Here is a 25,316-nt window from a genome sequence, read left to right as displayed (position 1 = left end):
ACGTCAACAGGTCTGTACCAACTTGATATGAAGGGCCGGACCGTCCGCACTCGGACGATCCGGCCCTCCGTAGGGGGAGTTGACGCTACTTCATGCTGCCGGTCATCGCGTTGACCAGCGTGCCCGACGGGTCGTCCGCCTCCAGCGAGTAGGCGAAGATCCCGCCGAGGCCCTTGGAGGTGGCGTACGCACCGCGCGCCGCGATGGCCTGCGGGGTGTCACCGGTCCACAGGTTGGTGCCGTCGTAGATCCACGAGCTCTGCGTGGTCGGGTCCCAGTGCACCGGGGAACCGGTGGTCTTCCCCGCCGCCACCAGCTCCTTCCAGAACGCCACGCCCGCGGTCTGGCTGGTGCCCTGCGCCGCCGCCGGACCGGTCGCGGCCTGGTACAGGCCGTAGTTCGAGCCGGCCGGCACCCCGGTCCACCCGCGCAGGTAGAACGGCACGCCCAGCACCAGCTTCTTCGCCGGGAAGCCGCCCTTGATCCCGTACGCCGGGGCGCCGTTCAGGTAGGCGTTGACCGCGTTGTCCACGGTGTACTTCTGGGTGCCCGGCGCGACGGGGACGCTCGGGTCGTTCGGGCTGTCGTACAGCGGGTCCTGCAGGTTGGTCGGGCCGGTCGCGTCCCAGGCGCCGTGCATGTCGTAGGACATCACGTTGCCGTAGTCCAGGTACGTGCCGATCCGGTCGGTCTGCAGCAGCGCGATCTTGTCCTGACCGGACGGCAGGGCCGCGGTGAGCAGGTACTTCTTGCCGACGGTCCGCCCGTACGCGTCCAGCTGGTTGCGGAACTCGGCCAGCAGCGCGGTGAAGTTGGCGGTGTCGGCGGCCGCGTAGTGGTTGCCGGTGTGGCCGCCCGCCGAGGCCGGGTACTCCCAGTCGATGTCGATGCCGTCGAAGATTCCCATCGCCGCGGCGGCGCCGCCGGTGGCGTCGCCCTGGATCGAGGGCAGGTTGCCCTTGATGAACATGTCGATGCAGGAGGAGACCAGCTTCTTGCGCGAGGCGTCGGTGGCCGCCGCGTCGGAGAAGTACTTGGAGTACGTCCAGCCGCCCAGCGACATGGTGATCTTCAGGTTCGGGTACTTCGCCTTCAGCTCGCGCAGCTGGTTGAAGTTGCCCTTCAGCGGCTGGGTCCAGGCGTCGGTGGTGCCGTCCACCGCGATGTCCGCGGTGTATCCCTTCTGGTAGTCCGCGAACGCGTCGCCCGCGCCGTCCCCGGCGCTCGGGTTGTTGTCGTTGGTGTCCGCGGCCTTGATGGTCTCGAAGCAGGTCAGCGTCGACGGGTTGATGTTGGCGAACGCGTAGGTCATCGTGTTCAGCCCGCTCGCCGCGCCGGTGGCGGCCATCGTCGACGGGTAGTACTTGTTCCCGTAGATGCCCCACTGCGCGAAGTACGCCGACTTGAGCGCGCCGGTCGGGGCCGCCCCGGTGGTGACGGTCACCGGCGCGGTGAACCCGCTGCTGTGGCCGTCCTTGTCGTAGCCCTGCACGGTGAAGGAGTACGAGGTGTTCGGCAGCAGCGAGGAGACGGTGACCGAGGTGCCCATCGAGGTCGCGGTCTGGGTCGTGGTGCCGCCGGTGAAGATCCGGTAGACCGCGCTGTTGCCGTTCTGCGCGTTGTCGGTCGAGGCGTTCCACTTCAGCGTCACCGAGGTGCCCGACACGCTCGCGGTCAGCCCGGTCGGCGTGGTCACCACCCCGTCCCCGCCCGGCGTCCCGCTCTGCGAGGCGCTCGCCGAGGGCGAGGCGCTCTGCGAGGGCGAGGCGGACGAGGACGGGCCGGCCGAAGCACTCGCACTCGCACTGGCGCTGGCGCTCGCGCTCGAACTCCCGCTCGCCGAGGGGCTGCTGGAGCCAGACCCGCCGGGGCCGGTGAGGACCAGGTCGTCCGCGTAGTAGGTGCCCTGGCCGTACCAGCCGTGGGTGTAGACCGTCACCGAGGTGGTCGAGGCGCCGGTGGTGAAGGTGGTGCTGCGGCTGGCCCAGTCACTGCTGGAGCCCCAGGCGCTGGTGTCGGTGGTGCCCGTCCCGGTGACGCCCAGGTAGGTGTAGTTGCCCTTCAGCCAGCCGCTCAGGCTGTACGTGGTGCCGGGGCTGACCGCGACGGTCTGCGAGCACTGGGCGGTGTCCGAGGCGGAGGCCGCCGCCTGCAGCGCCTTGGTGCCGCCGTGCGGGGCGGTGGAGGTGACCGAGCCGAGGCCGGCCGAGCAGTTCCAGCCGCTCGTCGTGCCGCTCTCGAAGTCGCCGTTGGCGAGCAGGTTGACGGTGGCGGCCGAGGAGGCGCCGCCGATCGCGGTGACCAGTCCGGCGGCACCGGCCACCAGCGCGGTCGCGGTCGCCAGCGCGGTGCCGGCCTTCATCGGACGCCGCCCGGATCGGGCGGCGGAGCGCACGGCTGTGGCGCGTTCGGGCATGGTCGCTCCAATGCTCGCGCCCGGGGTGGGGGCCGGGCGTCGTGGGGGAGGAAGACGTGCCTGGGCCCGGCCGTTGCGCACCGCCCGGGACCCGGATTTCCGCGGATCGGCGCGAACGTACGTGGCCCGGACCACACCGGTCAATAGGTCCATACCAATTCTTGAACAAGCCAGGACACCCCGAGCCACCGCCCGAAAGGGTGGTGCACGCCCGCGCAACGGGCCAGTAGCATGGCGGGAGCCACGCATCGGCGGTCTTGGCGGAATTGGCAGACGCCCGGGTTTTAGGTGCCCGTGAGAGAGATCTCGTGAGGGTTCGAGTCCCTCAGGCCGCACCGGAGTTCAGCACGCGAAGAGGCCCGCCCCGGGAGCCGGGGCGGGCCTCTTCGCGGTGCGGGCCTCTTCGCGGTGCGGGCCGCCTCAGCCGAGCAGTTCGGCGACCACCGGCGCGAGCGAGCGGAAGGCCTGCCCGCGGTGGCTGATCGCGTTCTTCTCCTCGGCGCTCAGCTCGGCGCACGTCCGGCTCTCGCCGAGCGGCTGCAGGACCGGGTCGTAGCCGAAGCCGTTCGTCCCGGCCGGCTCGGTGCGCAGGGTGCCGTGCAGGCGGCCCTCGACCACCCGCTCGGTGCCGTCCGGCAGGGCGAGCGCGGCGGCGCAGGCGAAGGACGCGGCGCGGTGCTCGGCGGCGATGTCGCCGAGCTGGGCCAGCAGCAGGTCCAGGTTGGCCCGGTCGTCGCCGTGCCGCCCGGCCCAGCGCGCGGAGAAGATCCCGGGCGCCCCGCCCAGCACGTCCACGCACAGCCCGGAGTCGTCGGCGACGGCCGGCAGCCCGGTCGCCTTCGCCAGCGCGTGCGCCTTGAGCAGCGCGTTCTCGGCGAAGGTCACCCCGGTCTCCGGCACGTCGGGCACCTCCGGGAAGGCGTCCGCGCCGACCAGTTCGACGTCCAGTCCGGCCGCGCCGAGGATGTCGCGCAGCTCGGCGACCTTGTGCTGGTTGCGGGTGGCGAGAACGAGTCGCTTGGTCATGCCGCCCAGCCTAGGCCCTGGCCGATCAGCCGGTGCACACCTTGCTGACCCGCCCCGCCGCGCTGACCAGCGGCCCGAGGTCGGGGGTCTGGTTGCCGTCGACGGCCTTCTGCACGTTGTCGACCTGGGTCTGCAGGTCGGTGACGGCCTGGGAGAGGTCGGCGTCGCCGGAGTTGCGCCCGAGCTTGTCCAGGTCGCCCTTGAGGTTCTGCAGCGCCTGCCCGGTGGCGGCCGGGTCCTCGTCGACGTTGTTGACCGCCTCGCCGAGCTGGGCGACGTGCGAGCTGATCTGCACCGCGGTGTTGGCGCAGCTCAGCGCCTTCTCCGCGGCGGAGCAGCTGACCGCGCTCAGCGGCAGCACCAGGGCCAGTGCGGCGACGGCGAGCGCGGTGGTGCGGTTGATGCTCAGCGGGTGCTGCATCGGCGAGTCCTCCAGGAGGGTGTGCGGGCTCACCCCGAACGTTAAGGCCCGGCCCGCGCGCCTGTACAGCACCCGTCGGCCCGCGCACCTCCCCTGACGGCCGTTCAGCCCTCCGCCGTTCCTAGACCTCCAGGGCCTTGCGCTGGATCTCGTCGAGCTCGGCGCAGCCCAGGCTGCCCAGGTCGAGCAGCTGGTTGAGCAGGTCGCGGTCGAAGGGGGCCCCCTCGGCGGTGCCCTGGACCTCCACGAAGCGGCCGTCCGAGGTGCAGACGATGTTCATGTCGGTCTCGGCCCGGACGTCCTCCTCGTAGCGGAGGTCGAGCATCGGGACGCCGTCGATGATGCCGACGCTGACCGCGCTGACGCCGCCGGTGATCGGCTGGCCCTTGGCCCGCAGCAGCTTCTTCCCGCGCGCCCAGGAGACCGCGTCGACCAGGGCCACGTACGCGCCGGTGATCGCCGCGGTGCGGGTGCCGCCGTCGGCCTGGAGGACGTCGCAGTCGAGCACGATGGTGTTCTCGGCGAGCGCCCGGTGGTCGATCACGGCGCGCAGCGAGCGGCCGATCAGGCGGCTGATCTCGTGGGTGCGGCCGCCGATCTTGCCGCGGACGGACTCGCGGTCGCCGCGGGTGTTGGTGGCCCGGGGCAGCATGGCGTACTCGGCGGTGACCCAGCCCTCGCCGCTGCCCTTGCGCCAGCGCGGGACGCCCTCGGTGACGCTGGCGGTGCACAGCACCTTGGTGTCGCCGTAGGAGACCAGGACGGAGCCTTCGGCGTGCTTGCTCCAGTTCCGTTCGATGGTGACGGGGCGGAGCTGGTCGGGGGTGCGGCCGTCGATGCGAGACATGTCCCCGAGCGTATCGGGTCCCCGTCCGCCCCCCGGCGGGGGCGCACGCGCGACGGCCCGCCGACCGGTGGTCCCCGGCGGGCGGGCCGTGCGAGTGGGCCGTGCGGGCGGGCCGTACGGGTGGAGCGGCCCGCGGGGGGCTCAGCTCACATCATGTCCTCGATCTCGGCGGCGATCGGGTCGGCGTCGGTGCCGATGACGACCTGGATGGCCGTGCCCATCTTCACCACACCGTGGGCACCGGCCGCCTTGAGCGCCGCCTCGTCGACCTTGGAGGCGTCGTGGACCTCGGTGCGCAGCCGGGTGATGCAGCCCTCGACCTCGTCGATGTTCTCGATTCCGCCGAGACCGGCGACGATCTTCTCAGCCTTGCTGGCCATGGTCTTTCTCCCTCTGTCTCGGCGCTTCGGCGGTCGGTCGCCGGGTGCCGTACTGCGTGTGCGGTGGTGCCGGCCGGAGGTGACCCGGGATCAGTTTGCCGCGTCTTCCGACGGCGCGACCAGCATCACCCGATTCCGACCGGTATGCCACGTTAGTCCACTTTCGGGCTATCTCCGCGCGCGGCCGCCTCCGCGGCCGCCGGAGGATGACGATCATCGGGTTCTCGAACCCGCGGACCGCCACTGCCTCGAAAATGGTCTACACCAATCCTAGGTGTACTCGGGACAACGCAGAACGGTCCGCCGGTGTTCCTGGCCCCGCGCACGGATGAACCCCCAGCGGGGGACGGGAACGGCAGCGGAGGGCCGACGATGAGTTCACCAGGCGCCACGGCGCACCAGTCCACGTGGTGGCACACCTTCTACGGCGGCCTGCAGAAGATGGGCCGCAGCCTCCAGCTGCCGGTAGCCGTCCTGCCCGCCGCGGGCCTGCTGACCCGGCTCGGCCAGGACGACATCTTCGGCAAGGACGGCCTCGGCTGGGACAAGGTCGCCGCGGCGATCGGCGCCGCCGGCGGCGCGCTGCTCAACCCGGCGCTCGGCCTGCCGCTGCTGTTCTGCATCGGCGTGGCGATCGGCATGGCCAAGAAGGCGGACGGCTCGACCGCGCTCGCCGCGGTGGCCGGCTTCCTGGTCTACTACACCGTCCTGCAGGCGTTCCCGAAGGACTGCCCGGCCGGCTCGACGCTCGACCACTCGATCTGCGTCAACTACACGGACAAGACCGTGGAGTCGGCCGACTTCCAGAACCCGGGCGTGCTGGGCGGCATCCTGATGGGCCTCTTCTCGGCCTGGCTGTGGGTGCGCTACCACCGGGTCAAGCTGGTCGACTGGCTCGGCTTCTTCAACGGCCGCCGCCTGGTCCCGATGATCACCGCCCTGGTCGGCCTGCTGTTCGGCTCGCTGATGGTGTGGATCTGGCAGCCGATCGGCGACGGCCTGGCCGACTTCTCCAAGTGGCTCTCCGACCTGGACGCCGTCGGCTCCGGCATCTTCGGCGTCGCCAACCGCGCCCTGCTGCTGATCGGCATGCACCAGCTGCTGAACACCTTCGTCTGGTTCCAGTTCGGCGAGTACACCAACCCGGAGACCGGCAAGTCCGGCACCGGTGACATCGGCCGCTTCCTGGCGGGCGACCCGGACGCCGGCCAGTTCCTCTCCGGCTTCTTCCCGATCATGATGTTCGCGCTGCCCGCCGCCGCGATGGCCATCGCCTCCTGCGCCAAGCCGCACCGGCGCAAGGAGATCTACGGCCTGATGTTCTCGGTCGCGCTGACCTCCTTCGTCACCGGCGTCACCGAGCCGATCGAGTACTCCTTCGCCTACGTGGCCCCGCTGCTGTACGGCATCCACGCGATCCTCACCGGCGTCTCGATGGCGGTCACCTGGGGGCTCGGCGTCCACGACGGCTTCAGTTTCTCGGCCGGATTGATCGACTACCTGCTCAACTGGAACCTGGCCACGAAACCGTGGCTGATCATCCCGATCGGCCTGTGCTTCGCGGCGGTCTACTACGTGGTCTTCCGGTTCGTCATCGTCAAGTTCAACCTCAAGACCCCCGGTCGCGAGGACGACGACGAGGTCGAGGACGTGACCAAGGCCTGATCCCGGGCCGGCTCGGCCACGGAGCCGCGGCGCCCCCGGCGGGAGGAATTCCCGTCCGGGGGCGCACTTTGTTTCCTGTCAAACCAAAAGGCGTGAGATCCACGTCAATTGATCCGGCGTCAACCCGGCCCAGGTTTCGATTCCGCAGCGCTTGTCCCCCGCGAACCTTAAGAGGGTTCCGGAGCCCGTTCGGCCCGTGCTAGAAAGCTGAACGAGACCTTAAGTGGTCTAGACCAAGACCGCGCTGCCGTGAGGAACCACCGCTATGAGTACGTCCGCGCAGAACTCCCGGCCCGCGGCGGCGTCCGGCGGCCGGGAGCTGCGCTCCCGGGTCTTCGCGTCCCTCCAGAAGATCGGCCGCAGCCTCCAGCTGCCGATCGCCGTGCTGCCCGCCGCGGGCATCCTGCTGCGGCTCGGCAAGGAGGACGTCTTCGGCGACCAGGGCCTGGGCTGGACCAGGGTCGCCGAGGTCTTCTCCGCCTCCGGCCACGCCGTCTTCGACTGGATGCCGCTGCTGTTCTGCATCGGCATCGCCATCGGCTACGCCAAGAAGTCCGACGGCTCCACCGCGCTCGCCGCCCTGGTCGGCTTCCTCACCTACCACCAGGTCCTCACCGCCTTCCCGAAGACCGCCTACCAGGAACTGCCCGGCCCGGACGTCGCGGCCACCTACCAGGACCCCGGCGTGCTCGGCGGCGTGGTGGTCGGCCTGCTCTCCGCGGTCCTGTGGCAGCGGCTGCACCGCACCCGGCTGGTCGACTGGCTCGGCTTCTTCAACGGGCGGCGGCTGGTCCCGATCGTGATGGCCTTCGTCGGCACCGCCCTGGGCGTCTTCTTCGGCCTGTGCTGGGGCCCGATCGGCAGCGTCGTCGACCGCTTCAGCAGCTGGACGATCGGCCTCGGCGCGCTCGGCTCCGGCCTGTTCGGCCTGATCAACCGGGGCCTGCTGCCGTTCGGCCTGCACCAGTTCGCCAACACCTTCTTCTGGCAGCAGGCCGGGACGTACCGGGCCGGCGGCCAGGAGTTCCACGGCGACCAGACCCGGTTCTTCCAGCACGACCTCGCAGCCGGCCAGTTCATGTCCGGCTTCTTCCCGATCATGATGTTCGGCCTGCCCGCCGCCGCCCTCGCCATCGCCCACTGCGCCCGCCCGGAACGCCGCCGCGCCGTCCTCGGCATGATGTTCTCGCTCGCCCTGACCTCCTTCGTCACCGGCATCACCGAGCCGATCGAGTTCGCCTTCCTGTTCATCGCCCCCGTCCTGTACGCCCTGCACGCCGTGCTCACCGGCCTGTCCATGGCCCTCACCTGGGCGCTGGGCGTGCACCACGGCTTCACCTTCTCCGCGGGCGTCATCGACTACGTCCTGAACTGGAACCTGGCCACCGAGCCCTGGCTGATCCTCCCGATCGGCCTGTGCTTCGCCGTGGTCTACTACACGCTCTTCCGCTTCGTCATCCTGCGCTTCGACCTGAGGACCCCGGGCCGCGAGGAGGACGACGGCCTCGAGGACGGGTAGTCCCCGGCGGCGCTAGATCCAGCCCAGCCGGGCCGCGTGCACGCCCGCCTGGAAGCGCGACTGGGCGCCCAGCGCGGTGGTCAGGTCGGCGACCAGGCGGCGCACCGTGCGGTCGGAGACCTCCAGCTTGCGGCCGATCGCCTGGTCGGTGAGCCCGGCCGCGAGCAGGCGCAGCACCTCGCGGTGGCGGTCGTCGGGGGTGGTGCGGCCGAGCAGCTCCGGCGGGATCCAGCTGGCCGCCCAGAAGTGCTCGAACAGCTCGCGGACCACGCCGACCACCGCCGGGTCGCGGACCACCACGGCCGCGCTGCCCGGCGGCTCCCCCGGCGCGGGCAGCACGGCCAGGCCCGCGTCGACCACGATCAGCCACAGCGGCAGGGTGTGCGCGACCCGGATGTGCGCGCCGGCCGCGGTCAGCGCCTGGACGTGGGCCAGCACCGGGCCCTGGTGCAGCGCGGCGGCGGGGTAGATGGTGCGCAGCACCACCCCGTGGGCCAGCGCGATCCGCTCGCGGGCGAGCTTCCCGGCCAGGCCGCTCTCGGACTGGTCCTGGCCGGGGCGCAGCGACAGCGCCTCGGTGCGGGCGCCGCGGGCGGCGTCCTCCAGCAGGGCGGCGACCCGGTCGGCGCCGCGGACGAGTTCGTGGGCGGTGCCGGTCTGCAGCGGCAGGTAGCGGGCGTGCAGGTGCTCGACCTGCTCGCGGGTGCGGCGGGCCTCGCCGAGCAGTGCGGTGAAGCGGCGGTCGGAGTCGGCGAGCAGGCGGCGCACCGCGGTGTCGATCGAGACGGCGGTGACCCCGCTGCCGGTGGCGGAGGTCTGCCGGAGCAGCCCGAGGCCGCGCAGTTCGCCCAGCGCCTGCTCGAACTCCCCTTCCGGGCAGCCGAGTTCCTCGCGCAGGGAGTCCAGCGGCAGGCCGGGTTCAGCGAGCAGGCGGGCGTACAGGGCGGTGCTGGTCTCCACCCTCCGGGAGCCTAGGGCCGCGGTCGGCGGACGGACCGCGGTTTTCAGCATGCGAGACGGCGGACGGGCGGGCGGCGCGCGAGGGGCGCGGCCGGGACAGCGGGCGTCCGGCATCCGAGACGGGGGCTCCGGTGGCGGCCATGGCCTGATCCGGCGCGGCCGGGGGCCTTCGCCGGGCGGCCCGGGGTCTCCAGGATGGTCGGCATGGCGATTCCCGAGTCTTCCGTGATCTGGTTCGACGGCGCGCTGGTGCCCTGGCAGGAGGCCCGCGTCCACGTGCTGACGCACGCGCTGCACTACGGCACCGGGGTACTGGAGGGCACCCGGGTGTTCGAGACCGCGGACGGGCCCGCGGTGTTCCGGCTGGACGAGCACCTGGCCCGGCTGGAGCGCAGCGCCCGGATGCTGCGTATCGAACTCCCGTACAGCCGGGAGGAGTTGGCGGCGGCGACGGTGGCGCTGGTGGCGGCCAACGGCCACCGCTCCTGCTACCTGCGGCACCTGGCGTTCCTGGGCTACGGCTCGATGGGGCTGGACATGCGCAACTCCCCCACCAGCGTGTCGATCGCCTCCTGGGAGTGGCCGGCCTACCTGGAGGCGGGCCGCGGGCTGCGGCTGATGACCAGCAGCTGGCGGCGCACCGACCCCAACTCCGTCCCCCCGGCGGCGAAGGCCACCGGCCCGTACCTCAACTCGGCGCTGGCCCGGCGGGAGGCGACCGACGCGGGCTTCGACGAGGCGCTGCTGTTGGCGCCGGACGGCACGGTCAGCGAGTGCAGTTCGGAGAACGTGTTCGCGGTCCGCGGCGGCGTGCTGCGCACCACCCCGGCCAGTGCGGGCGCCCTGGAGGGCATCACCCAGGACACCCTGCTGACGCTGGCCCGGGAGCTGGGCGTGGAAGTCCGGGTGGAGAGCCTGCTGCGCTCGGACCTGTACGCGGCCGACGAGCTGTTCGTCTCCGGGACGGCGGCCGGGGTGGTCCCGGTGGCCTCCCTGGACAACCGCGAACTACCCTCCGCCGAGGGTGAGTTGACCAAGCGCCTGGCCGAGGCGTACCGGGCCGCGGTGAGTGGCGCCGACGCCCGGTACCGGCACTGGCTGACGCCGGTTCACAGCTCGTAGACGGCCCCGGCGCGGGCGAGTTCGACCGGTCCGGCGAAGACCGCGGCGGCGTCCGTGCGGTTGCGCTCGGCGTCGGTCCACGGCGGGACGTGGGTGAGGACCAGCCGGGCGGCGCCGGCGGCGGCGGCGTGCTCGCCGGCCTGGGTGCCGTTGAGGTGGATGGAGTCGAAGGTCTCCTTGCCGTCCGTGTAGGCCGCCTCGCACAGGAACAGGTCGGTGCCGCGGGCGAGTTCGACCAGGCCGGGGCAGACGCCGGTGTCCCCGGAGTAGACCAGGCTGCGGCCGCCCGCCTCGATCCGGAAGCCGTACGCCTCGCAGTCCAGGTGGTTGACCCGGACGGCGGTGACGGTGAACGGGCCGAGCTCCAGCCGGGCGCCGTCGCTGAGGTCGCGGAAGTCGAAGACCTCGGTCATGCCGGGCTTCTCCGGCATGTCGTAGGCCCGGGCGAGGCGTCCGGCGGTGCCGCTCGGCCCGTGCACGGGCAGCGGGTCGGGGCAGCCCTCGACCCGGTAGTTGCGGGCCACCCAGTAGGCGCACAGGTCGACGCAGTGGTCGGCGTGCAGGTGGCTGATCAGGACGGCGTCCACCTCGTACAGGCCGGTGTACTTCTGCAGGGCGCCGAGCGCGCCGTTGCCCAGGTCGACGACCAGGCGGTAGCCGTCGTGCTCCACCAGGTAGCTGGAGCACGGGGAGTCCACGGACGGGAAGCTCCCCGAGCACCCCACCACGGTCAGTTTCATGCCGAGCCCTTCCCGCCCCGCCGGGCCATCGTCCGCGGACGTCCGCACCGCCGGTCGGGCGGGGCGGGGTTCTTCGACTCCGTCGGTGCTTTGACTGTCGAGAGTAAGGGCCGGGCGGCACTTTGCCCCCTCTCCCGTGCCGGGCTGTGGGCGGAATCACCAGGACGGGGCGGGGGCGTTCGAAGGGTGTGCTAACGGCGGCCGGGGCGGGCCAGCGCCCAGGCGCGGATGGTCTCCGGGTACCAGCGGGGGTGGCCCGCGGTGTCCACCCGGTCGGGCTCGGGCAGCAGTCCGTGCCGCTTGTAGTTGCGCACGGTCTCGGTCTGCACGTTGATGTGCAGGCCGATCTCGACGTAGGACCAGAGCTCTCGGCCGGGCATCGCGCCCACCTCCAGGAGACGGCGAACCAGTGGTGCGCCGCCAGCCTGGCGGGGTGGTCCGCGGCGGCCGGGGCGTGACCGGCGCGGTGGCGGTTCCGTGACGAACCAGTCACCCGGAACGGACAAATGCTGCGTTGTCACAGCGGATCGATGATCGGACAAGCGGACGGCGCGGCCCCCGGACGGGGTGCCGCGCCGTGGTGCCGCCGTCGGTTCAGGCCCAGAGCTGGCCCTGCAGCGCCTCGACCGCCGCCTCGGTGGTCTCGGCGGTGTAGATGCCGGTGGACAGGTACTTCCAGCCGCCGTCGGCGACCACGAACACCACGTCCGCCCGCTCCCCGGCCTTGGCGGCCTTGCGGGCCACGCCGATCGCGGCGTGCGCGACCGCGCCGGTGGAGACGCCCGCGAAGATGCCCTCCTGCTGGAGCAGTTCGCGGGTGCGGGTGACGGCGTCGGCCGAGCCGACCGAGAAGCGGGTGGTGAGCACCTCGGCGTCGTACAGCTCGGGGACGAAGCCCTCGTCCAGGTTGCGCAGGCCGTAGACCAGGTCGTCGTAGCGGGGCTCGGCGGCCACGATCTGCACGCCCGGGACCTTCTCGCGCAGGTAGCGGCCGATGCCCATCAGGGTGCCGGTGGTGCCCAGGCCCGCCACGAAGTGGGTGACGGTGGGCAGGTCGGCGAGGATCTCCGGGCCGGTGGTGGCGTAGTGCGCCCCGGCGTTGTCCGGGTTGCCGTACTGGTAGAGCATCACCCAGTCGGGGTGCTCGGCGGCGATCTCCTTGGCGATCCGGACCGCGGTGTTGGAGCCGCCCGCGGCGGGCGAGGGGATGATCTCGGCGCCCCACATCCGGAGCAGCTCGCGGCGCTCCTCGCTGGTGTTCTCCGGCATCACGCAGACCATCCGGTAGCCCTTGAGCTTGGCCGCCATGGCGAGCGAGATGCCGGTGTTGCCGCTGGTGGGCTCCAGGACGGTGCAGCCCGGGGTCAGCCGGCCCTCCGCCTCGGCGCGCTCGATCATGCGCAGCGCCGGGCGGTCCTTGATCGAGCCGGTCGGGTTGCGGTCCTCCAGCTTGGCCCAGAGCGTGACCCGGCCGTCCTCGTTCCCGGGGATGCCGGCCGAGAGCCTCGGCAACCGCACCAGGGGCGTGTTGCCGATGGCCTCGATCGGGCTGTCGTAGCGCATTACTTCATACCGCCGGCCACGGCCGGGAGGATGGTGACGCTGTCGCCGTCGGAGAGCGCGGTGGAGACGCCGTCCAGGAAGCGGACGTCCTCGTCGTTCAGGTAGACGTTGACGAAGCGGCGCAGCTCGCCGCCGTCCAGCAGCCGGGCGGCGATGCCGGGGTGGCGGGAGTCGAGGTCGGTGAAGAGCTCCCCGAGGTCGGCGCCGTTGCCGTCGACGGCCTTGGCGCCGTCGGTGTAGGTACGGAGGATGGTCGGGATGCGGACCTCGATGGCCATGGCTGCGCTCCTGTGGAGTGGGTTCGGGCTGCCGGGCCGGGCGGGGCGCGGCAGGGGGAAGGGCCCCGGGGCGGCGGGGCGGGCGGTCTGGTGTGGCGGTCGGCTCTGCCGGTCGGCGGTCAGCGCGCGGCGGTGCCGGGACAGATCGCGCTGGCGAGCCGGCACAGGTCGACGTGCAGGCGCGCCACGAGGCGGATGCCTGGGGCCTGATTGCTCACATCGACGGAACGCATGGACTCATCGTATAGATTCCCGACCCCGCTTTGACATGCTTGTCTCGGCATCCGGTCCGCGGCGTTCCGAGGCATGAGAAAACGGGCCGGTCCGCAGCGCGGGGCGCAGGTCGGACCGGCCCGTCGCCGGGCGGGCGGGGGTCAGGCGGCGTACGCCTCGACCACCTCGACGTCTTCCTCCGTGATCACGCCGTCCACGATGCGGAACGAGCGGAACTGGTAGGGGTCCTCCTCGCCGGTGCCCTCGGCGGTGGAGACCAGCACGTAGTGGGCGAACGGCTCGGAGGCGTAGCTCACGTCGGTGCGGGAGGGGTAGGCCTCGGTGGCGGTGTGCGAGTGGTAGACCACCACCGGCTCCTCGTCGCGGTCGTCCATCTCGCGGTAGAGCTTGAGCAGGTCGCCGGAGTCGAACTCGTAGAAGGTGGGCGAGCGGGCCGCGTTGAGCATCGGGACGAACCGCTCGGGACGCCCGGTGCCGGCCGGTCCGGCGACCACGCCGCACGCTTCGTCCGGGTGGTCGGCGCGGGCGTGGGCGACGATCCGGTCGCGCAGTTCTCGGGTGATGGTCAGCATGCGGCCAGGATAGCGAGGCGTCAGCCGCCCCCGGCCGGGCGGCCGTCGGGGTGCGCGGCGGCCCGGTCGCGGCGGCGCAGCACCGCGTAGCCGACCACCAGGAACAGGGCCCAGCCGGGGAAGACGTACAGCGAGATCCGGGTGTCGGGGTCGACGCCGATCAGGACGGCGACCAGGGCGAGGAAGGCCAGGGCGAGGGCGCGGCTCCAGTTGCCGCCGGGGGCGCGGAAGCCGGGGGCGGGCAGCCGCCCGGACGTCCAGGCGGCGCGGTAGCGGATCTGGCTGGCCAGGATGGCGCCCCAGGTCCACAGGCCGCAGACGGTGGCGACCGAGGTGATGTACTGGAAGGCCCGTTCCGGGACGCAGTAGTTGAGCACCACCCCGGCGCCCATCAGCAGGCAGGAGACGGTGATCGCGGTGGCGGGGGTGCGGCGGGCGTTGAGCCGGGTGAGCCGCCCGGGGGCCTGTCCGCGCAGGGCCAGGTCGCGCAGCATCCGGCCGGTGGAGTACATCCCGGAGTTGCAGGAGGAGAGCGCGGCGGTGAGCACCACGAAGTTGACGATCCCGGCCGCCGCCGGGATGCCGACCTTGCCGAAGGCGGCGACGAACGGGCTGACGCCGGGCTGGAACTCGCTCCACGGCACCAGCGACAGGATGACCACCAGCGCGCCGACGTAGAACAGCGCGATCCGCAGCGGCAGGGTGTTGATCGCCCGCGGCAGGGTCCTCTCCGGGTCCTCGCTCTCGCCCGCGGTGACGCCGACCAGTTCCACGCCGACGTAGGCGAACATGACGATCTGCAGGGTCATCACGGTGGCGCCGACGCCCTCGGGGAAGAAGCCGCCGTCCTGCCACAGGTTGGCGACCGAGGCGGTGTCCCCGGCGTCCGAGAAGCCGAGGGTGAGCACGCCGACGCCGATCAGGATCATCCCGAGGATCGCGGTGACCTTGACCATGGAGAACCAGAACTCGATCTCGCCGAACAGCTTCACCGAGATCAGGTTGGCCGCGTACAGCAGCAGCAGGAAGGCCAGCGCGGTGGTCCACTGCGGGACGCCGGGCGCCCAGAAGCGGACGTAGACGGCGGCGGCGGTGGTCTCGGCCATGCCGGTGACCACCCAGAACAGCCAGTACGTCCAGCCGGTGGCGAACCCGGCGAACGGGCCGAGGAACTCGCGGGCGTACTCGGCGAAGCTCCCGGCCACCGGGCGGTAGGTGAGCAGTTCGCCGAGCGCCCGCATGATCACGAAGATCACCACGCCGGCCACCGCGTAGCTGAGGACCAGGCTGGGACCGGCCTTGGAGATGGCGGTGCCCGCGCCGAGGAACAGGCCGGTGCCGATCGCGCCGCCGATCGCGATCATCTGGATCTGCCGACTGCCCAGGCCGCGCTGGTAGCCCTCCTCCTCCCCGGGGACCGGCCCGGCCGTCTCGTCCGTCACCTGCTGCGTCATCCGCCGCCTCGCCTCCCGGTCCGCGCCGGCCGGGCGGCCGACGGGCCCCGTCTTCCCGGGGAGGCAGCAGTGAACCACGCGAAGGCCCCGGAACGGCTCACATCCGGGCGCCTCCGGAGCAATCGGACCATATGAACGAAACGGTCGGCCGGGCGGGCGCTCAGCCCGCCATCGCCTCCAGCAGGCTCTCCTGCAGCGCGCCCAGCCACAGGTAGGCGATCACCAGCGGCTTGCGCGGGTCGGACTCGGGCAGCCGGTACAGGCCCTCCTCGTCCTCCTCGGTGACCTCCAGCCGGCTGCCCAGGGTCAGCCGCAGGTCGTTCAGGGCGCCCAGCCAGTGCGGGAAGTCGCCGGGCTTCACCTCCAGCACCCCGCCCTCCCCGCCCAGCCCGTCCAGCCCGCGGACCACGAACAGCGCGTCCTCGCGCTTGCGGGCCCGCAGGTCCAGCTCGGTGTAGCGGCGGAACTCGGACGCCATCTCGGCCGTCTGCGGGTCCTCGGGCGCCCCCGGCCCGCCGTACGCGTCGGGGAACAGCCGCAGCAGCGCCGGGTCCGCGGGGGCCTCGCTCGGGCCCTCGGCGAACAGCGCGGCCAGCGGGTCGTCGCTCTCCCCGCCGGGCGGCGGCCCGATCAGCTCCAGCATCTGCACTTCCAGCGAGCGCAGGATGGACGCCTCGAACTCGTCCAGCGCGATCGCCGCGCCGCCGTTGCCCGCACTCTCGAACAAACCGGCCATGTGTGTGGAATCAGTCCCTCGTGGATGGTGGGTGACGGGCCGTCAGTCGTGCTGCAGGGTGGCCCACAGGCCGTAGCCGTGCATCGCCTGCACGTCGCGCTCCATCTCCTCGCGGGTGCCGCTGGAGACCACGGCCCGGCCCTTGTGGTGCACGTCCATCATCAGCTCGTGCGCCTTGTCCTTCGGGTAGCCGAAGTAGCTCTGGAACACGTACTGGACGTAACTCATCAGGTTGACCGGGTCGTTGTGGACGATGGTCACCCACGGCGTGTCCGGCTCCGCGACCGGAACCCCCTCCACCTCGGGGCGCTCGACCTCCACCGGCGCGACACTCACAGTCCGTCTCTCCTCGTCGACCTCGGATTCCCCCCGTCCCATGCTTCCATCCGAGGGACGCAGGAGCGAATCAGGGTGCCCGGCACGGCCCGGCGCGGTCCGACACGGTCCGACACGGGTCCCCCCGCGAGAGAAATCGTCAAACTGACGCTAAGTGGTAGTAGCATTATTCCCATGGACGCCATCACCGCGCACCGCAGCTCCGCGCTGCTCACCGACCGCTACGAGCTGACCATGCTGCAGGCCGCGCTGCGCAGCGGCGCCGCCCACCGCCGCTCGGTCTTCGAGGTCTTCACCCGCCGCCTGCCCGACGGCCGCCGCTACGGCGTGCTGGCCGGCACCGGCCGGGTGCTCGACGCCATCGAGGACTTCCGCTTCACCGCGCCGCAACTCGACTGGCTGGCCGACCAGCGGGTGGTGGACGAGGACACCCTGCGCTTCCTCGCCGACTACCGCTTCACCGGCAGCGTGCACGGCTACCCCGAGGGCGAGGCGTACTTCCCCGGCTCGCCGCTGCTCACCGTCGAGGGCAGCTTCGCCGAGGCGGTGATCCTGGAGACGGTGATCCTGTCGATCCTCAACCACGACTCGGCGATCGCCGCCGCCGCGTCCCGGATGACCGCCGCCGCGGGCGGGCGCCCGGTGATCGAGATGGGCGCCCGGCGGGCCCACGAGCAGTCCGCGGTGGCCGCCGCCCGGGCCGCCTACCTGGCCGGTTTCGCCGCCACCTCCGACCTGGAGGCCGGGTTCACCTACGGCATCCCCACCACCGGCACCGCCGCGCACGCCTTCACCCTGCTGCACGACAGCGAGAAGGACGCCTTCACCGCCCAGGTCGACTCGATGGGCCGCGGCACCACCCTGCTGGTGGACACCTACGACCTCGCCGAGGCCGTCCGCACCGCCGTCGAGGTGGCCGGCCCGCAGCTGGGCGCCGTCCGGATCGACTCCGGCGACCTGACCCTGCTCGCCCACCGGGTGCGCCGCCAGCTCGACGAGCTCGGCGCCACCGACACGAAGATCATCGTCACCTCGGACCTGGACGAGTACGCCATCGCCGCGCTCGCCGTCGCCCCGGTCGACGGCTACGGCGTCGGCACCAGCCTGGTCACCGGCAGCGGCCACCCGACCTGCGCGATGGTCTACAAGCTGGTCGCCCGCGAGTCGGTGCCCGGCGGCGAGCTCGTCCCGGTCGCCAAGCGCTCGGCGGGCGGCAAGAGCAGCGTCGGCGGCCGCAAGTGGGCCGCCCGCCGCCCCGACCGGGACGGCGTCGCCGAGGCCGAGGTGGTCGGCACCGGCCCCGTCCCCGCCGAGCTGGAGCCGCACCTGCTGCACGTCCCGCTGATCACCGACGGCGAGGTGGTCGGCCGCGAAACGCTGGACGCCGCCCGCGAGCGCCACCGCCGGGCCCGCGCCGCCCTGCCGCTGTCGGCCACCCAGCTCTCCCGCGGCGAGCCGGTGATCACCACCGAGCGGTACGCCGGCTGAACCCGGCGCGCCCGGGCCGGAGCTTTGCCCGGCTTTGCCCGCCGGGCCTTCCGCCCCCGGCCCGGCACTGCCTAGAGTGCCAACCGCCGTACCGTCCGGGCCCCGCCCGGGCTCCCTGACGCCACCGCGGCCGAGACCCCCCGGGGGCTTCGGACCGCACCCCCCGAACGAGCCCACGAGAGAAGAGCCAGCCATGCACCGGGCCCTGATCGTCGTCGACGTGCAGAACGACTTCTGCGAGGGCGGCAGCCTTCCCGTCGCCGGCGGGGCCGAGGTCGCGGCCGCGATCACCGACCTGATCGCCGAATCCGCCCCCGGCTACGCCCACATCGTCGCCACCCGCGACCACCACATCGACCCCGGCCCGCACTTCGCCGCCGAGCCCGACTACGTCCGCTCCTGGCCCGCGCACTGCGTGGCCGGCACCGAGGGCGTGGGCTTCCACCCCAACTTCGCCCCCTCGGTGACCTCCGGCGCGGTCGAGGCGGTCTTCTCCAAGGGCGCGCACGCCGCCGCGTACAGCGGCTTCGAGGGCTTCGACGAGCACGGCGGCACCCTCACCGACTGGCTGAACGAGCGCGGCGTCACCGACGTCGACGTGGTCGGCATCGCCACCGACCACTGCGTCCGCGCCACCGCCCTGGACGCCGCCCGCGAGGGCTTCGCCACCCGCGTCCTGCTCGACCTCACGGCCGGCGTCGCCCCCGCCACCACCGCCACCGCGCTGGACGAACTGCGCACCGCGGGAGTCGAGTTGACCGGAACGCCGATCGTCCGCAGCTGACGCTCCGTCAACTCGCCACAGCTCAACGGTCGGTGACCAGCAGCTCCACCACGTCCTCCCCGCCGATCCCGTACGCCTCGGCCAACTCGCCGCCGACCGACTCCCGTTCGGCGGCGAGCCGGGTGGAGCCGACGTACACCACCCGCACGCCCAGGTACTCCATCCGGTGCTGCCCGCCGCGCACCCAGGCCGCCTCGCCCTCGCTGACGCAGCGCAGCTCGGAGTCGACCTCCAGCGCCACCGCCGCCTCCGGCCAGTACAGGTCCGGCACCGCGACGTAGGTGCCGCCGCGCATCCGCAGCTCCGGGCCGCACAGCGGCATCGGCAGGCCCAACTCCACCGCCAGCGCGACCAGTTCGGCGAACGCGGCCTCCCGGCGCGCCGCCAGCAGCTCGTCCACCGCCGCCCGCACCCGGGGCTCCGCCAGCAGCTGCGCCTCGGCCAGCTCGGCCAGCAGCTCCTCCGCCGTGCAGTCGCCCCCGCGGCCGCCGGCCAGCGCCTCGCGCAGCAGCGCCCGCAGCAGGCCCGGGCCGATCCGGCCGGACTCGAACGCGCCCTGCTCGCCCCACTCGCGGACCGCGTCCGCCACCGCCAGGGCCACCGGGGCGACCGCCAGCCCGTGCACCGACCTGGCCTCCAACTCCCGCCCGGTGCGCCGGATCCGCACCTGCCCGGCGTCCCGCAGGCGGCGCTGCCGGGGCACCAGCACCTCCACCCCGAGCACGGCCGGCAGCCGCGGCACCGATACGAACCCGTACAGCGCCAGCGCCGCCGCCCCGGTGATCACCGCCCCCTCGCGGGCCCCCTCCTCGGCCGGGCCGTTCTGCGCCGCGTACAGCAGCGCGGCCCACATCCGCTGCTCGGGCGTCGGCGCGCCCTCCTGGAGCAGGTAGACCCGCGGCAGCAGCCGCTGCCACGGCCCGCCGCTGCGGCAGTGCTCGCTCACCATGCGGGCAGGCACCCCGCGGGCGCGGAGCTGGCTGGCGGTCACCACGTTCTGCTGGCGCCGGGCGAGTTCTTCGAGGGAGACGGGCTGCTGCGGAATCCGGTAGCTCATGACGTCCACGTTCCCCCGCGCTTCTGACACCCAGCACCCGACCTGACGACCTGTTACGCAACCGTCGTCAAACCGGGACTGCTCCGCACTAAAGTCCCCATACCCTCACCCATTCGGCGTATCGGATGTTCACTCCCTTGCCGTAATAGATCGGACTTGTTTTCTACTATCCGATTTTCATCGGATCGACACAGCATTGCGATCCCATCGAGTCCGCGCCGCCGACCTGCGCGATCTGACCCGACGTGAGCGACCCCACACCCAACGTCACCACCCCTGGCGGCGGCCACCACCCCGAATTGCCTACCATCGGGCACATGCCCCGCGACGAGACATCAGCCCAGCGCGCCGCCCGACTACGCCTCGGCCGCCTGCCCGGCTACGTCCGCCAACCGGATCCCGCCCGGCGCGGCGGGGAGGACGGACGTACGTACAAGAAGGGCTGGGAAGTGCGTTTCACGGCGCGCAGCGAAGCGGAGATAACCGAGATCCGCGAACTCGTGGCCGCCGCCGGCTTCGCCCCCGCCCGGCCCTTCTTCAAGGGCCACCAGCTCATCCAGCCGGTCTACGGCATCGCCGCGGTGCAGGCCTACCTGGCCGCCCGCGAGAGCCTCGAAGCCGCCGGGACGACCCTCCGGACCGAGACCCGGACCGAGACCCGGACCGAGGCTCCGACCGGGGCTCCGACCGAGATCCGCACCGACCCGCGCACCGCCGGCATCCCCGAGCAGACCCGCCGCGAACCCGACAGCGTCGCGGCCGCGGCCCGCGCCGCCGAGAGCGCGGCGGCCCTGGCGGCAGCGACGGCCCGGGCGGCGGCGGAGGCGGCGGCCCGGGCGGGCCGGGCAGGTCGGGAGGAGCGGACGGGCGGGGCGAACCGGACCGGCGGGGCGGCGCGCGAGCGCTGAACGGCGCGCACGGGGGAGCGCCGTACGGCCCGTCGACGGCCCGGGCGCGCCGGGGCCGCCCCGGAAGCCCCACCGTCCTCCCGAGAGCCGCAGAAGCCCGCCCAGGGGCCTACTGGCCCCGCTGGCGGGCTTCCTGACGGTACGTCAGTTTTCCGAACGCCCCTCCCGCGGCGTGATCAGACCGTCTCGGCCGGGGCGTGGTCGATGTGCACGGTCGCGGCGAGCAGCCGGGGGACGGCCCGGATCAGGGCCCGTTCGGCGGCCTCCGCGACCTGGTGGCCGGCCACCACCGTCAGCGTGCGGTCGACCACCACGTCCGCCTCCGCGCGCAGCGCGTGGCCGATCCAGCGCATCCGCACCGCGCCGACCCCGCGCACCCCGTCCACCGCCGCGAGCTCCCGCTCCGCCGCGTCCAGCAGGGCCGGGTCGACGGCGTCCATCAGCCGCCGGCCCACCTCGCGCACCGTGCCGCGCAGCACGCCCAGGATCGCCACCGTGATCAGCAGCCCGACCACCGGGTCCGCGTACCGCCAGCCCAGCGCGCTGCCCCCGGCGCCGAGCAGCACCGCCAGCGAGGTCAGCCCGTCGGTGCGGGCATGCAGGCCGTCCGCGACCAGCGCCGCCGAACCGATCCGGCGGCCGGTGGCGATCCGGTAGCGCGCCACCCACTCGTTGCCGGCGCACCCCGCGAGGGCCGCGGCGGCCACCGCCCACAGGTGCCCCACCGGCTCCGGGTCCAGCAGCCGCTGCACCGCCGTCCACCCCGCCACCAGCGAGGACGCCGCTACCGCCAGCACCACCGCGACGCCCGCCAGGTCCTCGGCCCGCCCGTACCCGTACGTGTAGCTGCGGTTCGCCGCCCGCCGCCCCAGCAGGAACGCGACCCCCAGTGGGACGGCGGTCAGCGCGTCCGCGACGTTGTGCACGGTGTCGCCGAGCAGCGCCACCGAGCCCGACAGCGCGGCGATCACCGCCTGTGCGGCGGCCGTCGCGCCCAGCACCAGCAGCGAGACCCAGAGCGTGCGCAGGCCCTCGGCGGAGGACTCCATCGCCGCGTCGACCCGGTCGGCGGCGTCGTGCGAGTGCGGGCGCAGCAGGTGCGCCAGGCGGTGCCGCAGGCCGCGGCCGTTGTGCCGGTGCCGGTGGTGGGGCGCGGCGTGGGGCTCGGCGTGGGGCGCGTGCCGGTGCTCCGTGCGCCGATCCGCGGTGGGAGTCTCCGTTCCGGGGGCGGTGCCGCCGGGCGGGTGGTGGTGGTCGCGGGGGTCGTGGCCGGGGATCTCCGGCCGGTCCGGTGTGTGATGGTGGTCATGCCCGTGGCCCGGGATTCGCCCGTGGAGGTGAGTCCCGTCGCCGTTCCAGCGTTCACCCATGGGGCTTACAGTGGCACACCGACTCCCCTGCAGCCACTGTCGATGTACCACCTCTGACCAGGTGCGATGCTCTCGCAGCTGCACCCGGCGGGCGGCATTTGCTGACGTGTCGTCACACAACGGCCCGAATCCGCTCCAGGCCCGGGCATCTCAGCAGACTTGTCACCCACAGCACCCACCCGAGGGCCTAGAGTGAGCGCTGACGCTCCCCGTCCGGACCCAGATCGAGAGGCAGCTGATGTGACTGACCGTCATGTCCCGGCCGCAGACTCGGCATCCGCTGATCGGTCCACCGAACTCCCGCACGTGTCCGTCGAGTTCGCCGCCTTCTGCGAGCTCCACGAGCCCAGGTACCAGAGCTACGCCCGGGTCTGGTTCCAGGAGCCGGGCGCCGCCCACCGGGTGGTCCGGCTCGCCCTGCACACGATCGCCTCGGTGTGGCCCACCGTCCTGGAGAGCCCGAACCCGGCCGCCGAGGCCTGGCAGATCCTCCGCGACACCGTCACCGAGCAGCACGGGACCGCCGAACCCGCCGGCCTGCGCCCCGACGTGGACGGCGACGAGGACCTGGCGATCCTGCACTACGTGGTCGGCCTGGCCACGCCCGAGATCGCGGACGTGGTGGGCGGCGACACCGCCAGCATCACCAGCCAGCTCCGCCAGACCCACCGCAGGCGCGCCACCGACTGGTGACCCCGCCGCGCCCGTTGCACCGCCGCGCCCGTCATGTCCACCACGCCCGACGGGCGCGCGGAACGGGCCGCGCGCCCCCGGGGCGCCTCGACCGCCGACGGCGTGCCCCCGCGCCCGCGGACCGCGCCCGCCGGGCCGGACGGCTCCCTCCCCCGCCCAGGCCGGTCGCGCCCGAAGGGCCGGTGATCGAGATCACCCCCGGCGCACTACCCCCGCGCTCCCGGCGGGCGAAGGATGGGGCCGAGTGATCACCACCGCACGACCGTCGAGAACGGAGACCCCCGGGATGCCGCTCGCCCACGCCGTGGCCATGTTCCGCCACCAGGCGGACTCCTGCGCCGAGTTGGGCTCGCCGCTGTCCGCCGCACTGCTGCGCCGGGCCGCCGAGGACCTCGCCGCGGGCGGGCCCTGCGCCGAGGCGATCGCCGGGCACGAGGACGCCCCCGGACCGGACGCCGTCGCCCTGCGCCTGCTCGGCGCCGTCCACGCCCTGGTGCTGTCCGACCTGGCCCCCGACCTCGCCGCGCACTACCCCAGCGTCGGCGGACACTTCGACCCCGCCGCCCCGGACGCCCCCTGGCCCGCCTTCCGCGCCGCCGTCGCCGCCCACCTGCCGTTCGTCCGCGAGTGGCTCACCCGCCCGCCGCAGACCAACGAGGTGGGCCGGGCCAACCTGCTACTCACCGGCCTCGCCTGGGCCCAGCAGCAGCTCGCCGCCGCGTCCCCCCTCCCGGTGCGGCTGCACGAACTCGGCTCCAGCGCGGGCCTCAACCTGCTCGCCGACCGGTTCCGCTGCACCTCCGGGAGCTTCTCGTACGGCCCGCCGGACTCCCCCGTCGTCCTCGCCGACGCCTGGCAGGGCGAGCCGCCCGCCTGGCTGCCCGACGCCCCGCCGCAGCGGGTGACGGAGCGCCGCGGCTGCGACCCCACCCCGATCGACCCGCGCTCCGCCGACGGCGCGCTGGCCCTGCGCTCCTACGTGTGGGCCGACCAACTCCCGCGCGTGCAACGGCTGAACGGCGCCCTCGCCCTCGCCGCCGAAACGCCCGCCCCGGTCGAACGGCTCGGCGCGGCCGCGTTCCTGCGCGACGTCCGGGCCGCCGAGGGCGCGCTCACGGTGGTCTGGCACTCGATCATGCGGCAGTACGTCCCCGCCGGGGAATGGCGCTCCGTGGAAGGCGAGTTGGCCCGGCTCGCGGCCGCCTCGTCCCCCGCCGCCCCGTTCCTCCACCTCGCCTTCGAGCCCCGCCGGGTCGGCACCGCCCACCGCTTCCTGCTCACCGCCCGCCTCGGCACCGGCCCGCAGCAGACGCTCGCCGAAGCCAAGCCGCACGGCCTGCCCGCCCGCACCCTGGCACAGGACGACCCGGCCCTCCTGCCGTAGCGTCAACTCACCTGGTGCGGCAGCCCCGTGACGTCGTAGCGGTGGTGCACCGGGTCGTGGACCAGGTAGCGGGCGAAGGACTCCACGGTGAACCGGGCACCGTCGCTGCGGTCACCGGTGCGCTGCCGGTCGGCCACCGCCACCGACTCGAAGGAACGCGCCAACTGCTCGCCCGCCGCCGCCAGTTCGACGGCGACCACGGCCGGGTCCTGCTCGTGGTAGCGCTCCGCGACGGCGGTGGCGTCCTGGTCCCAGTTCGCGAACAGCGGCCCGTCCTCGTCCAGCATCAGCCGCAACCGCACGTCGAACAGCCGGAACACGTCCCGGACGTGGCAGGCGTACTCCAACTGCGACCACACCCCCGGCCCCGGCCGCCCGCGCAACCCCGCCCCGTCACCGCCCAGCAGGGCGACCCAGAACTCCGCGTTCGCACGCACCAGGCCCGGCACCGCCTCGAAGGCGATCGCCGGGGTGTCCAGGCCGCAGTCGGCGCAGGGACGTTCGAGGACCCAGGTCCAGTCCTTGGTGTCAGGAGTGATCATGCCCCCAGCATGGCCGCCCCCTCACCCGCCCCACCAGCAGCGAGAACGCCACCCGCCGTCGACATCCCGCCACCCCCGCCACCTGCCCTCACTCCCCCAGCGCGGCGGCCAACCGCCCGGCCAACTCGTCCATCCGCTCCACCGGGACCGCACCCCCACCCGCCCGCAACAACCCGAACACCCGGGGCCCCCGCCACTCCACCGGCAACCCCTCCGCCCGCGGCACCACGTGGAAGTGCACGTGCGCGAACCCCTCCGCCTCCCCGAACTGCGCCACGTACGCCTTCCGGCACCCCGTCACCACCTCCAACGCCCGCGCCAGCCGCACCTGCCACACCCCCAGCGAAGCCGCCTCGGCGTCACTCAACTCCGCCACCGACTCCAGATGCCGCCGGGGCAGCAACACCAGCCACCCCGGCAACGCGCAATCCACCGCGTGCGCCACCCGCCAGTGCTCGTCCACCGCGATCCGCTGGTACGCGGGCAGCCGCGCGAACTCACCCTCCCGGGCACACGCGTAACACTCCCCACCCGTCATCCCCCCACCCTACGACCGCCCTCAGCCCTCTCCCGCCCCGTTCACCGCACACACCCAAGAGGTCGGCACCAGCCCCGGCAACAACCCGTCCAACAACCGCGAACACACCTCCCGCTGCTCCTCGTCCCGCACCCCCTCGGCCACCGCCACCCCCGGCACCCCCACCACACCCGCCACCACCACGACCAACCCCGCCACCGCACACTTCCACCGCACCACAGCAACCACCTCCGGGCATCCGACGACCACACTCCCGCCATCTCCTACCCCGCCACCCCCACCC

General features: G+C 73.0%; 27 protein-coding genes and 1 tRNA gene. 9 read left to right on the top strand and 19 right to left on the bottom strand.

Features of this window, described 5'->3' with window-relative positions; genetic code table 11:
• Positions 1-85 precede the first annotated feature (85 nt).
• Positions 86-2,416 (bottom strand): glycosyl hydrolase family 18 protein, encoded by a 2,331-nt coding sequence (locus tag OO57_RS19490; RefSeq protein WP_199811290.1) that lies wholly within the window; start codon positions 2,414-2,416, stop codon positions 86-88.
• Positions 2,417-2,667: 251 nt separating this feature from the next.
• Here OO57_RS19490 and OO57_RS19485 point away from each other — a divergent pair.
• Positions 2,668-2,751 (top strand) — tRNA-Leu (locus OO57_RS19485).
• A gap of 85 nt (positions 2,752-2,836) precedes the next feature.
• Here the strand turns inward: OO57_RS19485 and rdgB are convergent.
• From rdgB to OO57_RS19465, 4 genes are all read right to left on the bottom strand, one after another.
• Complete coding sequence (gene rdgB / locus OO57_RS19480; protein ID WP_033253828.1) at positions 2,837-3,442, bottom strand: RdgB/HAM1 family non-canonical purine NTP pyrophosphatase; 606 nt, start codon at positions 3,440-3,442, stop codon at positions 2,837-2,839.
• A gap of 25 nt (positions 3,443-3,467) precedes the next feature.
• A complete protein-coding gene (locus OO57_RS19475) occupies positions 3,468-3,896 on the bottom strand; it encodes a hypothetical protein (RefSeq protein ID WP_051777967.1) in 429 nt (142 codons plus the stop codon).
• An 88-nt stretch (positions 3,897-3,984) separates the two neighbouring features.
• Positions 3,985-4,710: a ribonuclease PH gene (gene rph, locus OO57_RS19470; RefSeq protein ID WP_033253827.1), complete on the bottom strand. Its 726-nt coding sequence runs from the start codon at positions 4,708-4,710 to the stop codon at positions 3,985-3,987.
• A 146-nt stretch (positions 4,711-4,856) separates the two neighbouring features.
• Positions 4,857-5,090 (bottom strand): glucose PTS transporter subunit EIIB, encoded by a 234-nt coding sequence (locus tag OO57_RS19465; protein ID WP_014135942.1) that lies wholly within the window; start codon positions 5,088-5,090, stop codon positions 4,857-4,859.
• Between the two features lie 372 nt (positions 5,091-5,462).
• Between OO57_RS19465 and OO57_RS19460 the strand changes: the two genes are divergently transcribed.
• Complete coding sequence (locus OO57_RS19460; RefSeq protein ID WP_033253826.1) at positions 5,463-6,755, top strand: PTS transporter subunit EIIC; 1,293 nt, start codon at positions 5,463-5,465, stop codon at positions 6,753-6,755.
• Between the two features lie 265 nt (positions 6,756-7,020).
• On the top strand, positions 7,021-8,274 hold the full coding sequence (locus OO57_RS19455; protein ID WP_033253825.1) for a PTS transporter subunit EIIC: 1,254 nt from the start codon (positions 7,021-7,023) through the stop codon (positions 8,272-8,274).
• Positions 8,275-8,286: 12 nt separating this feature from the next.
• Here OO57_RS19455 and OO57_RS19450 read toward each other — a convergent pair whose 3' ends face one another.
• Positions 8,287-9,234: a helix-turn-helix domain-containing protein gene (locus tag OO57_RS19450; RefSeq protein ID WP_033253824.1), complete on the bottom strand. Its 948-nt coding sequence runs from the start codon at positions 9,232-9,234 to the stop codon at positions 8,287-8,289.
• A gap of 204 nt (positions 9,235-9,438) precedes the next feature.
• Here OO57_RS19450 and OO57_RS19445 point away from each other — a divergent pair, with 204 nt between their 5' ends.
• Positions 9,439-10,356 (top strand): branched-chain amino acid transaminase, encoded by a 918-nt coding sequence (locus OO57_RS19445; protein ID WP_033253823.1) that lies wholly within the window; start codon positions 9,439-9,441, stop codon positions 10,354-10,356.
• Here the strand turns inward: OO57_RS19445 and OO57_RS19440 are convergent.
• The 9 genes from OO57_RS19440 to clpS form a co-directional block, all read right to left on the bottom strand.
• Positions 10,344-11,096, bottom strand: coding sequence for an MBL fold metallo-hydrolase (locus OO57_RS19440; protein ID WP_033253822.1), 753 nt, complete (start codon positions 11,094-11,096; stop codon positions 10,344-10,346). The two genes, OO57_RS19445 and OO57_RS19440, sit on opposite strands and share 13 nt — an antisense overlap.
• Before the next feature lie 191 nt (positions 11,097-11,287).
• Positions 11,288-11,476, bottom strand: coding sequence for a MarR family transcriptional regulator (locus OO57_RS19435; RefSeq protein WP_033253821.1), 189 nt, complete (start codon positions 11,474-11,476; stop codon positions 11,288-11,290).
• A gap of 214 nt (positions 11,477-11,690) precedes the next feature.
• Positions 11,691-12,659, bottom strand: a complete 969-nt coding sequence (locus tag OO57_RS19430) for a PLP-dependent cysteine synthase family protein (protein ID WP_033253820.1) — start codon at positions 12,657-12,659, stop codon at positions 11,691-11,693.
• Entirely contained in the window at positions 12,659-12,937 is a 279-nt protein-coding gene (locus OO57_RS19425) for a MoaD/ThiS family protein (protein ID WP_033253819.1), read from the bottom strand. Before OO57_RS19425 ends, OO57_RS19430 begins: the two co-directional genes overlap by 1 nt.
• A 119-nt stretch (positions 12,938-13,056) precedes the next feature.
• Positions 13,057-13,170: a putative leader peptide gene (locus tag OO57_RS47215; protein ID WP_324606789.1), complete on the bottom strand. Its 114-nt coding sequence runs from the start codon at positions 13,168-13,170 to the stop codon at positions 13,057-13,059.
• 141 nt (positions 13,171-13,311) lie between these two features.
• Positions 13,312-13,743, bottom strand: a complete 432-nt coding sequence (locus OO57_RS19420; RefSeq protein ID WP_033253818.1) for a Mov34/MPN/PAD-1 family protein — start codon at positions 13,741-13,743, stop codon at positions 13,312-13,314.
• A 20-nt stretch (positions 13,744-13,763) separates the two neighbouring features.
• A complete protein-coding gene (locus OO57_RS19415; RefSeq protein WP_033253817.1) occupies positions 13,764-15,197 on the bottom strand; it encodes an amino acid permease in 1,434 nt (477 codons plus the stop codon).
• 160 nt (positions 15,198-15,357) lie between these two features.
• On the bottom strand, positions 15,358-15,933 hold the full coding sequence (locus OO57_RS19410; RefSeq protein WP_033253816.1) for a DUF2017 domain-containing protein: 576 nt from the start codon (positions 15,931-15,933) through the stop codon (positions 15,358-15,360).
• A 42-nt stretch (positions 15,934-15,975) separates the two neighbouring features.
• Positions 15,976-16,269, bottom strand: a complete 294-nt coding sequence (clpS, locus tag OO57_RS19405) for an ATP-dependent Clp protease adapter ClpS (RefSeq protein WP_199811289.1) — start codon at positions 16,267-16,269, stop codon at positions 15,976-15,978.
• Positions 16,270-16,443: 174 nt separating this feature from the next.
• On the opposite strand from clpS, the gene OO57_RS19400 reads away from it, so the two are divergent.
• On the top strand, positions 16,444-17,757 hold the full coding sequence (locus OO57_RS19400) for a nicotinate phosphoribosyltransferase (RefSeq protein ID WP_199811288.1): 1,314 nt from the start codon (positions 16,444-16,446) through the stop codon (positions 17,755-17,757).
• A 193-nt stretch (positions 17,758-17,950) separates the two neighbouring features.
• Complete coding sequence (locus OO57_RS19395; protein WP_033253814.1) at positions 17,951-18,541, top strand: isochorismatase family protein; 591 nt, start codon at positions 17,951-17,953, stop codon at positions 18,539-18,541.
• Positions 18,542-18,563: 22 nt separating this feature from the next.
• Here OO57_RS19395 and OO57_RS19390 read toward each other — a convergent pair whose 3' ends face one another.
• The gene (locus OO57_RS19390; RefSeq protein WP_051777966.1) at positions 18,564-19,598 is read right to left on the bottom strand and encodes a type IV toxin-antitoxin system AbiEi family antitoxin domain-containing protein; all 1,035 of its coding nucleotides are present in this window, start codon (positions 19,596-19,598) and stop codon (positions 18,564-18,566) included.
• Positions 19,599-19,915: 317 nt separating this feature from the next.
• Between OO57_RS19390 and OO57_RS43950 the strand changes: the two genes are divergently transcribed.
• Positions 19,916-20,506, top strand: a complete 591-nt coding sequence (locus tag OO57_RS43950) for a hypothetical protein (protein ID WP_158715171.1) — start codon at positions 19,916-19,918, stop codon at positions 20,504-20,506.
• A 176-nt stretch (positions 20,507-20,682) separates the two neighbouring features.
• Here the strand turns inward: OO57_RS43950 and OO57_RS19380 are convergent, their stop codons facing one another.
• Positions 20,683-21,876: a cation diffusion facilitator family transporter gene (locus OO57_RS19380; RefSeq protein ID WP_033253812.1), complete on the bottom strand. Its 1,194-nt coding sequence runs from the start codon at positions 21,874-21,876 to the stop codon at positions 20,683-20,685.
• 306 nt (positions 21,877-22,182) lie between these two features.
• Between OO57_RS19380 and OO57_RS39580 the strand changes: the two genes are divergently transcribed.
• Both OO57_RS39580 and OO57_RS19370 read left to right on the top strand, forming a co-directional pair.
• Positions 22,183-22,569, top strand: coding sequence for a hypothetical protein (locus OO57_RS39580; RefSeq protein WP_051777965.1), 387 nt, complete (start codon positions 22,183-22,185; stop codon positions 22,567-22,569).
• Positions 22,570-22,813: 244 nt separating this feature from the next.
• On the top strand, positions 22,814-23,953 hold the full coding sequence (locus OO57_RS19370; RefSeq protein ID WP_234337412.1) for a DUF2332 domain-containing protein: 1,140 nt from the start codon (positions 22,814-22,816) through the stop codon (positions 23,951-23,953).
• A 2-nt stretch (positions 23,954-23,955) separates the two neighbouring features.
• Here the strand turns inward: OO57_RS19370 and OO57_RS19365 are convergent, their stop codons facing one another.
• Entirely contained in the window at positions 23,956-24,495 is a 540-nt protein-coding gene (locus tag OO57_RS19365; protein WP_033253810.1) for a DinB family protein, read from the bottom strand.
• An 88-nt stretch (positions 24,496-24,583) separates the two neighbouring features.
• Positions 24,584-25,033 carry an HIT family protein gene (locus OO57_RS46840; RefSeq protein WP_033253809.1) on the bottom strand — a complete coding sequence of 150 codons (450 nt, stop codon included), beginning with the start codon at positions 25,031-25,033 and terminating at the stop codon, positions 24,584-24,586.
• Positions 25,034-25,316: the final 283 nt, after the last annotated feature.

Source organism: Kitasatospora phosalacinea (assembly GCF_000717185.1).
Taxonomy (GTDB): Bacteria; Actinomycetota; Actinomycetes; order Streptomycetales; family Streptomycetaceae; genus Kitasatospora; species Kitasatospora phosalacinea_A.
This window is presented reverse-complemented; position numbering and strand designations above follow the sequence as displayed.

Excerpts from the sequence above, each read along its gene's own strand:
- OO57_RS19430 (WP_033253820.1), bottom strand. The coding sequence starts at position 12,659 with ATGCGCTACGACAGCCCGATCGAGGCCATCGGCAACACGCCCCTGGTG.
- OO57_RS19460 (WP_033253826.1), top strand. The coding sequence starts at position 5,463 with ATGAGTTCACCAGGCGCCACGGCGCACCAGTCCACGTGGTGGCACACC.
- OO57_RS19420 (WP_033253818.1), bottom strand. The coding sequence starts at position 13,743 with ATGCTGACCATCACCCGAGAACTGCGCGACCGGATCGTCGCCCACGCC.
- OO57_RS19425 (WP_033253819.1), bottom strand. The coding sequence starts at position 12,937 with ATGGCCATCGAGGTCCGCATCCCGACCATCCTCCGTACCTACACCGAC.
- OO57_RS19490 (WP_199811290.1), bottom strand. The coding sequence starts at position 2,416 with ATGCCCGAACGCGCCACAGCCGTGCGCTCCGCCGCCCGATCCGGGCGG.
- rph (WP_033253827.1), bottom strand. The coding sequence starts at position 4,710 with ATGTCTCGCATCGACGGCCGCACCCCCGACCAGCTCCGCCCCGTCACC.
- OO57_RS19390 (WP_051777966.1), bottom strand. The coding sequence starts at position 19,598 with ATGAGCTACCGGATTCCGCAGCAGCCCGTCTCCCTCGAAGAACTCGCC.
- OO57_RS19465 (WP_014135942.1), bottom strand. The coding sequence starts at position 5,090 with ATGGCCAGCAAGGCTGAGAAGATCGTCGCCGGTCTCGGCGGAATCGAG.
- OO57_RS19440 (WP_033253822.1), bottom strand. The coding sequence starts at position 11,096 with ATGAAACTGACCGTGGTGGGGTGCTCGGGGAGCTTCCCGTCCGTGGAC.
- rdgB (WP_033253828.1), bottom strand. The coding sequence starts at position 3,442 with ATGACCAAGCGACTCGTTCTCGCCACCCGCAACCAGCACAAGGTCGCC.
- OO57_RS19380 (WP_033253812.1), bottom strand. The coding sequence starts at position 21,876 with ATGGGTGAACGCTGGAACGGCGACGGGACTCACCTCCACGGGCGAATC.
- OO57_RS47215 (WP_324606789.1), bottom strand. The coding sequence starts at position 13,170 with ATGCGTTCCGTCGATGTGAGCAATCAGGCCCCAGGCATCCGCCTCGTG.
- OO57_RS19435 (WP_033253821.1), bottom strand. The coding sequence starts at position 11,476 with ATGCCCGGCCGAGAGCTCTGGTCCTACGTCGAGATCGGCCTGCACATC.
- OO57_RS43950 (WP_158715171.1), top strand. The coding sequence starts at position 19,916 with ATGCCCCGCGACGAGACATCAGCCCAGCGCGCCGCCCGACTACGCCTC.
- OO57_RS19400 (WP_199811288.1), top strand. The coding sequence starts at position 16,444 with ATGGACGCCATCACCGCGCACCGCAGCTCCGCGCTGCTCACCGACCGC.
- OO57_RS19365 (WP_033253810.1), bottom strand. The coding sequence starts at position 24,495 with ATGATCACTCCTGACACCAAGGACTGGACCTGGGTCCTCGAACGTCCC.
- OO57_RS19455 (WP_033253825.1), top strand. The coding sequence starts at position 7,021 with ATGAGTACGTCCGCGCAGAACTCCCGGCCCGCGGCGGCGTCCGGCGGC.
- OO57_RS19410 (WP_033253816.1), bottom strand. The coding sequence starts at position 15,933 with ATGGCCGGTTTGTTCGAGAGTGCGGGCAACGGCGGCGCGGCGATCGCG.
- OO57_RS19445 (WP_033253823.1), top strand. The coding sequence starts at position 9,439 with ATGGCGATTCCCGAGTCTTCCGTGATCTGGTTCGACGGCGCGCTGGTG.
- OO57_RS19415 (WP_033253817.1), bottom strand. The coding sequence starts at position 15,197 with ATGACGCAGCAGGTGACGGACGAGACGGCCGGGCCGGTCCCCGGGGAG.
- OO57_RS46840 (WP_033253809.1), bottom strand. The coding sequence starts at position 25,033 with ATGACGGGTGGGGAGTGTTACGCGTGTGCCCGGGAGGGTGAGTTCGCG.
- OO57_RS19395 (WP_033253814.1), top strand. The coding sequence starts at position 17,951 with ATGCACCGGGCCCTGATCGTCGTCGACGTGCAGAACGACTTCTGCGAG.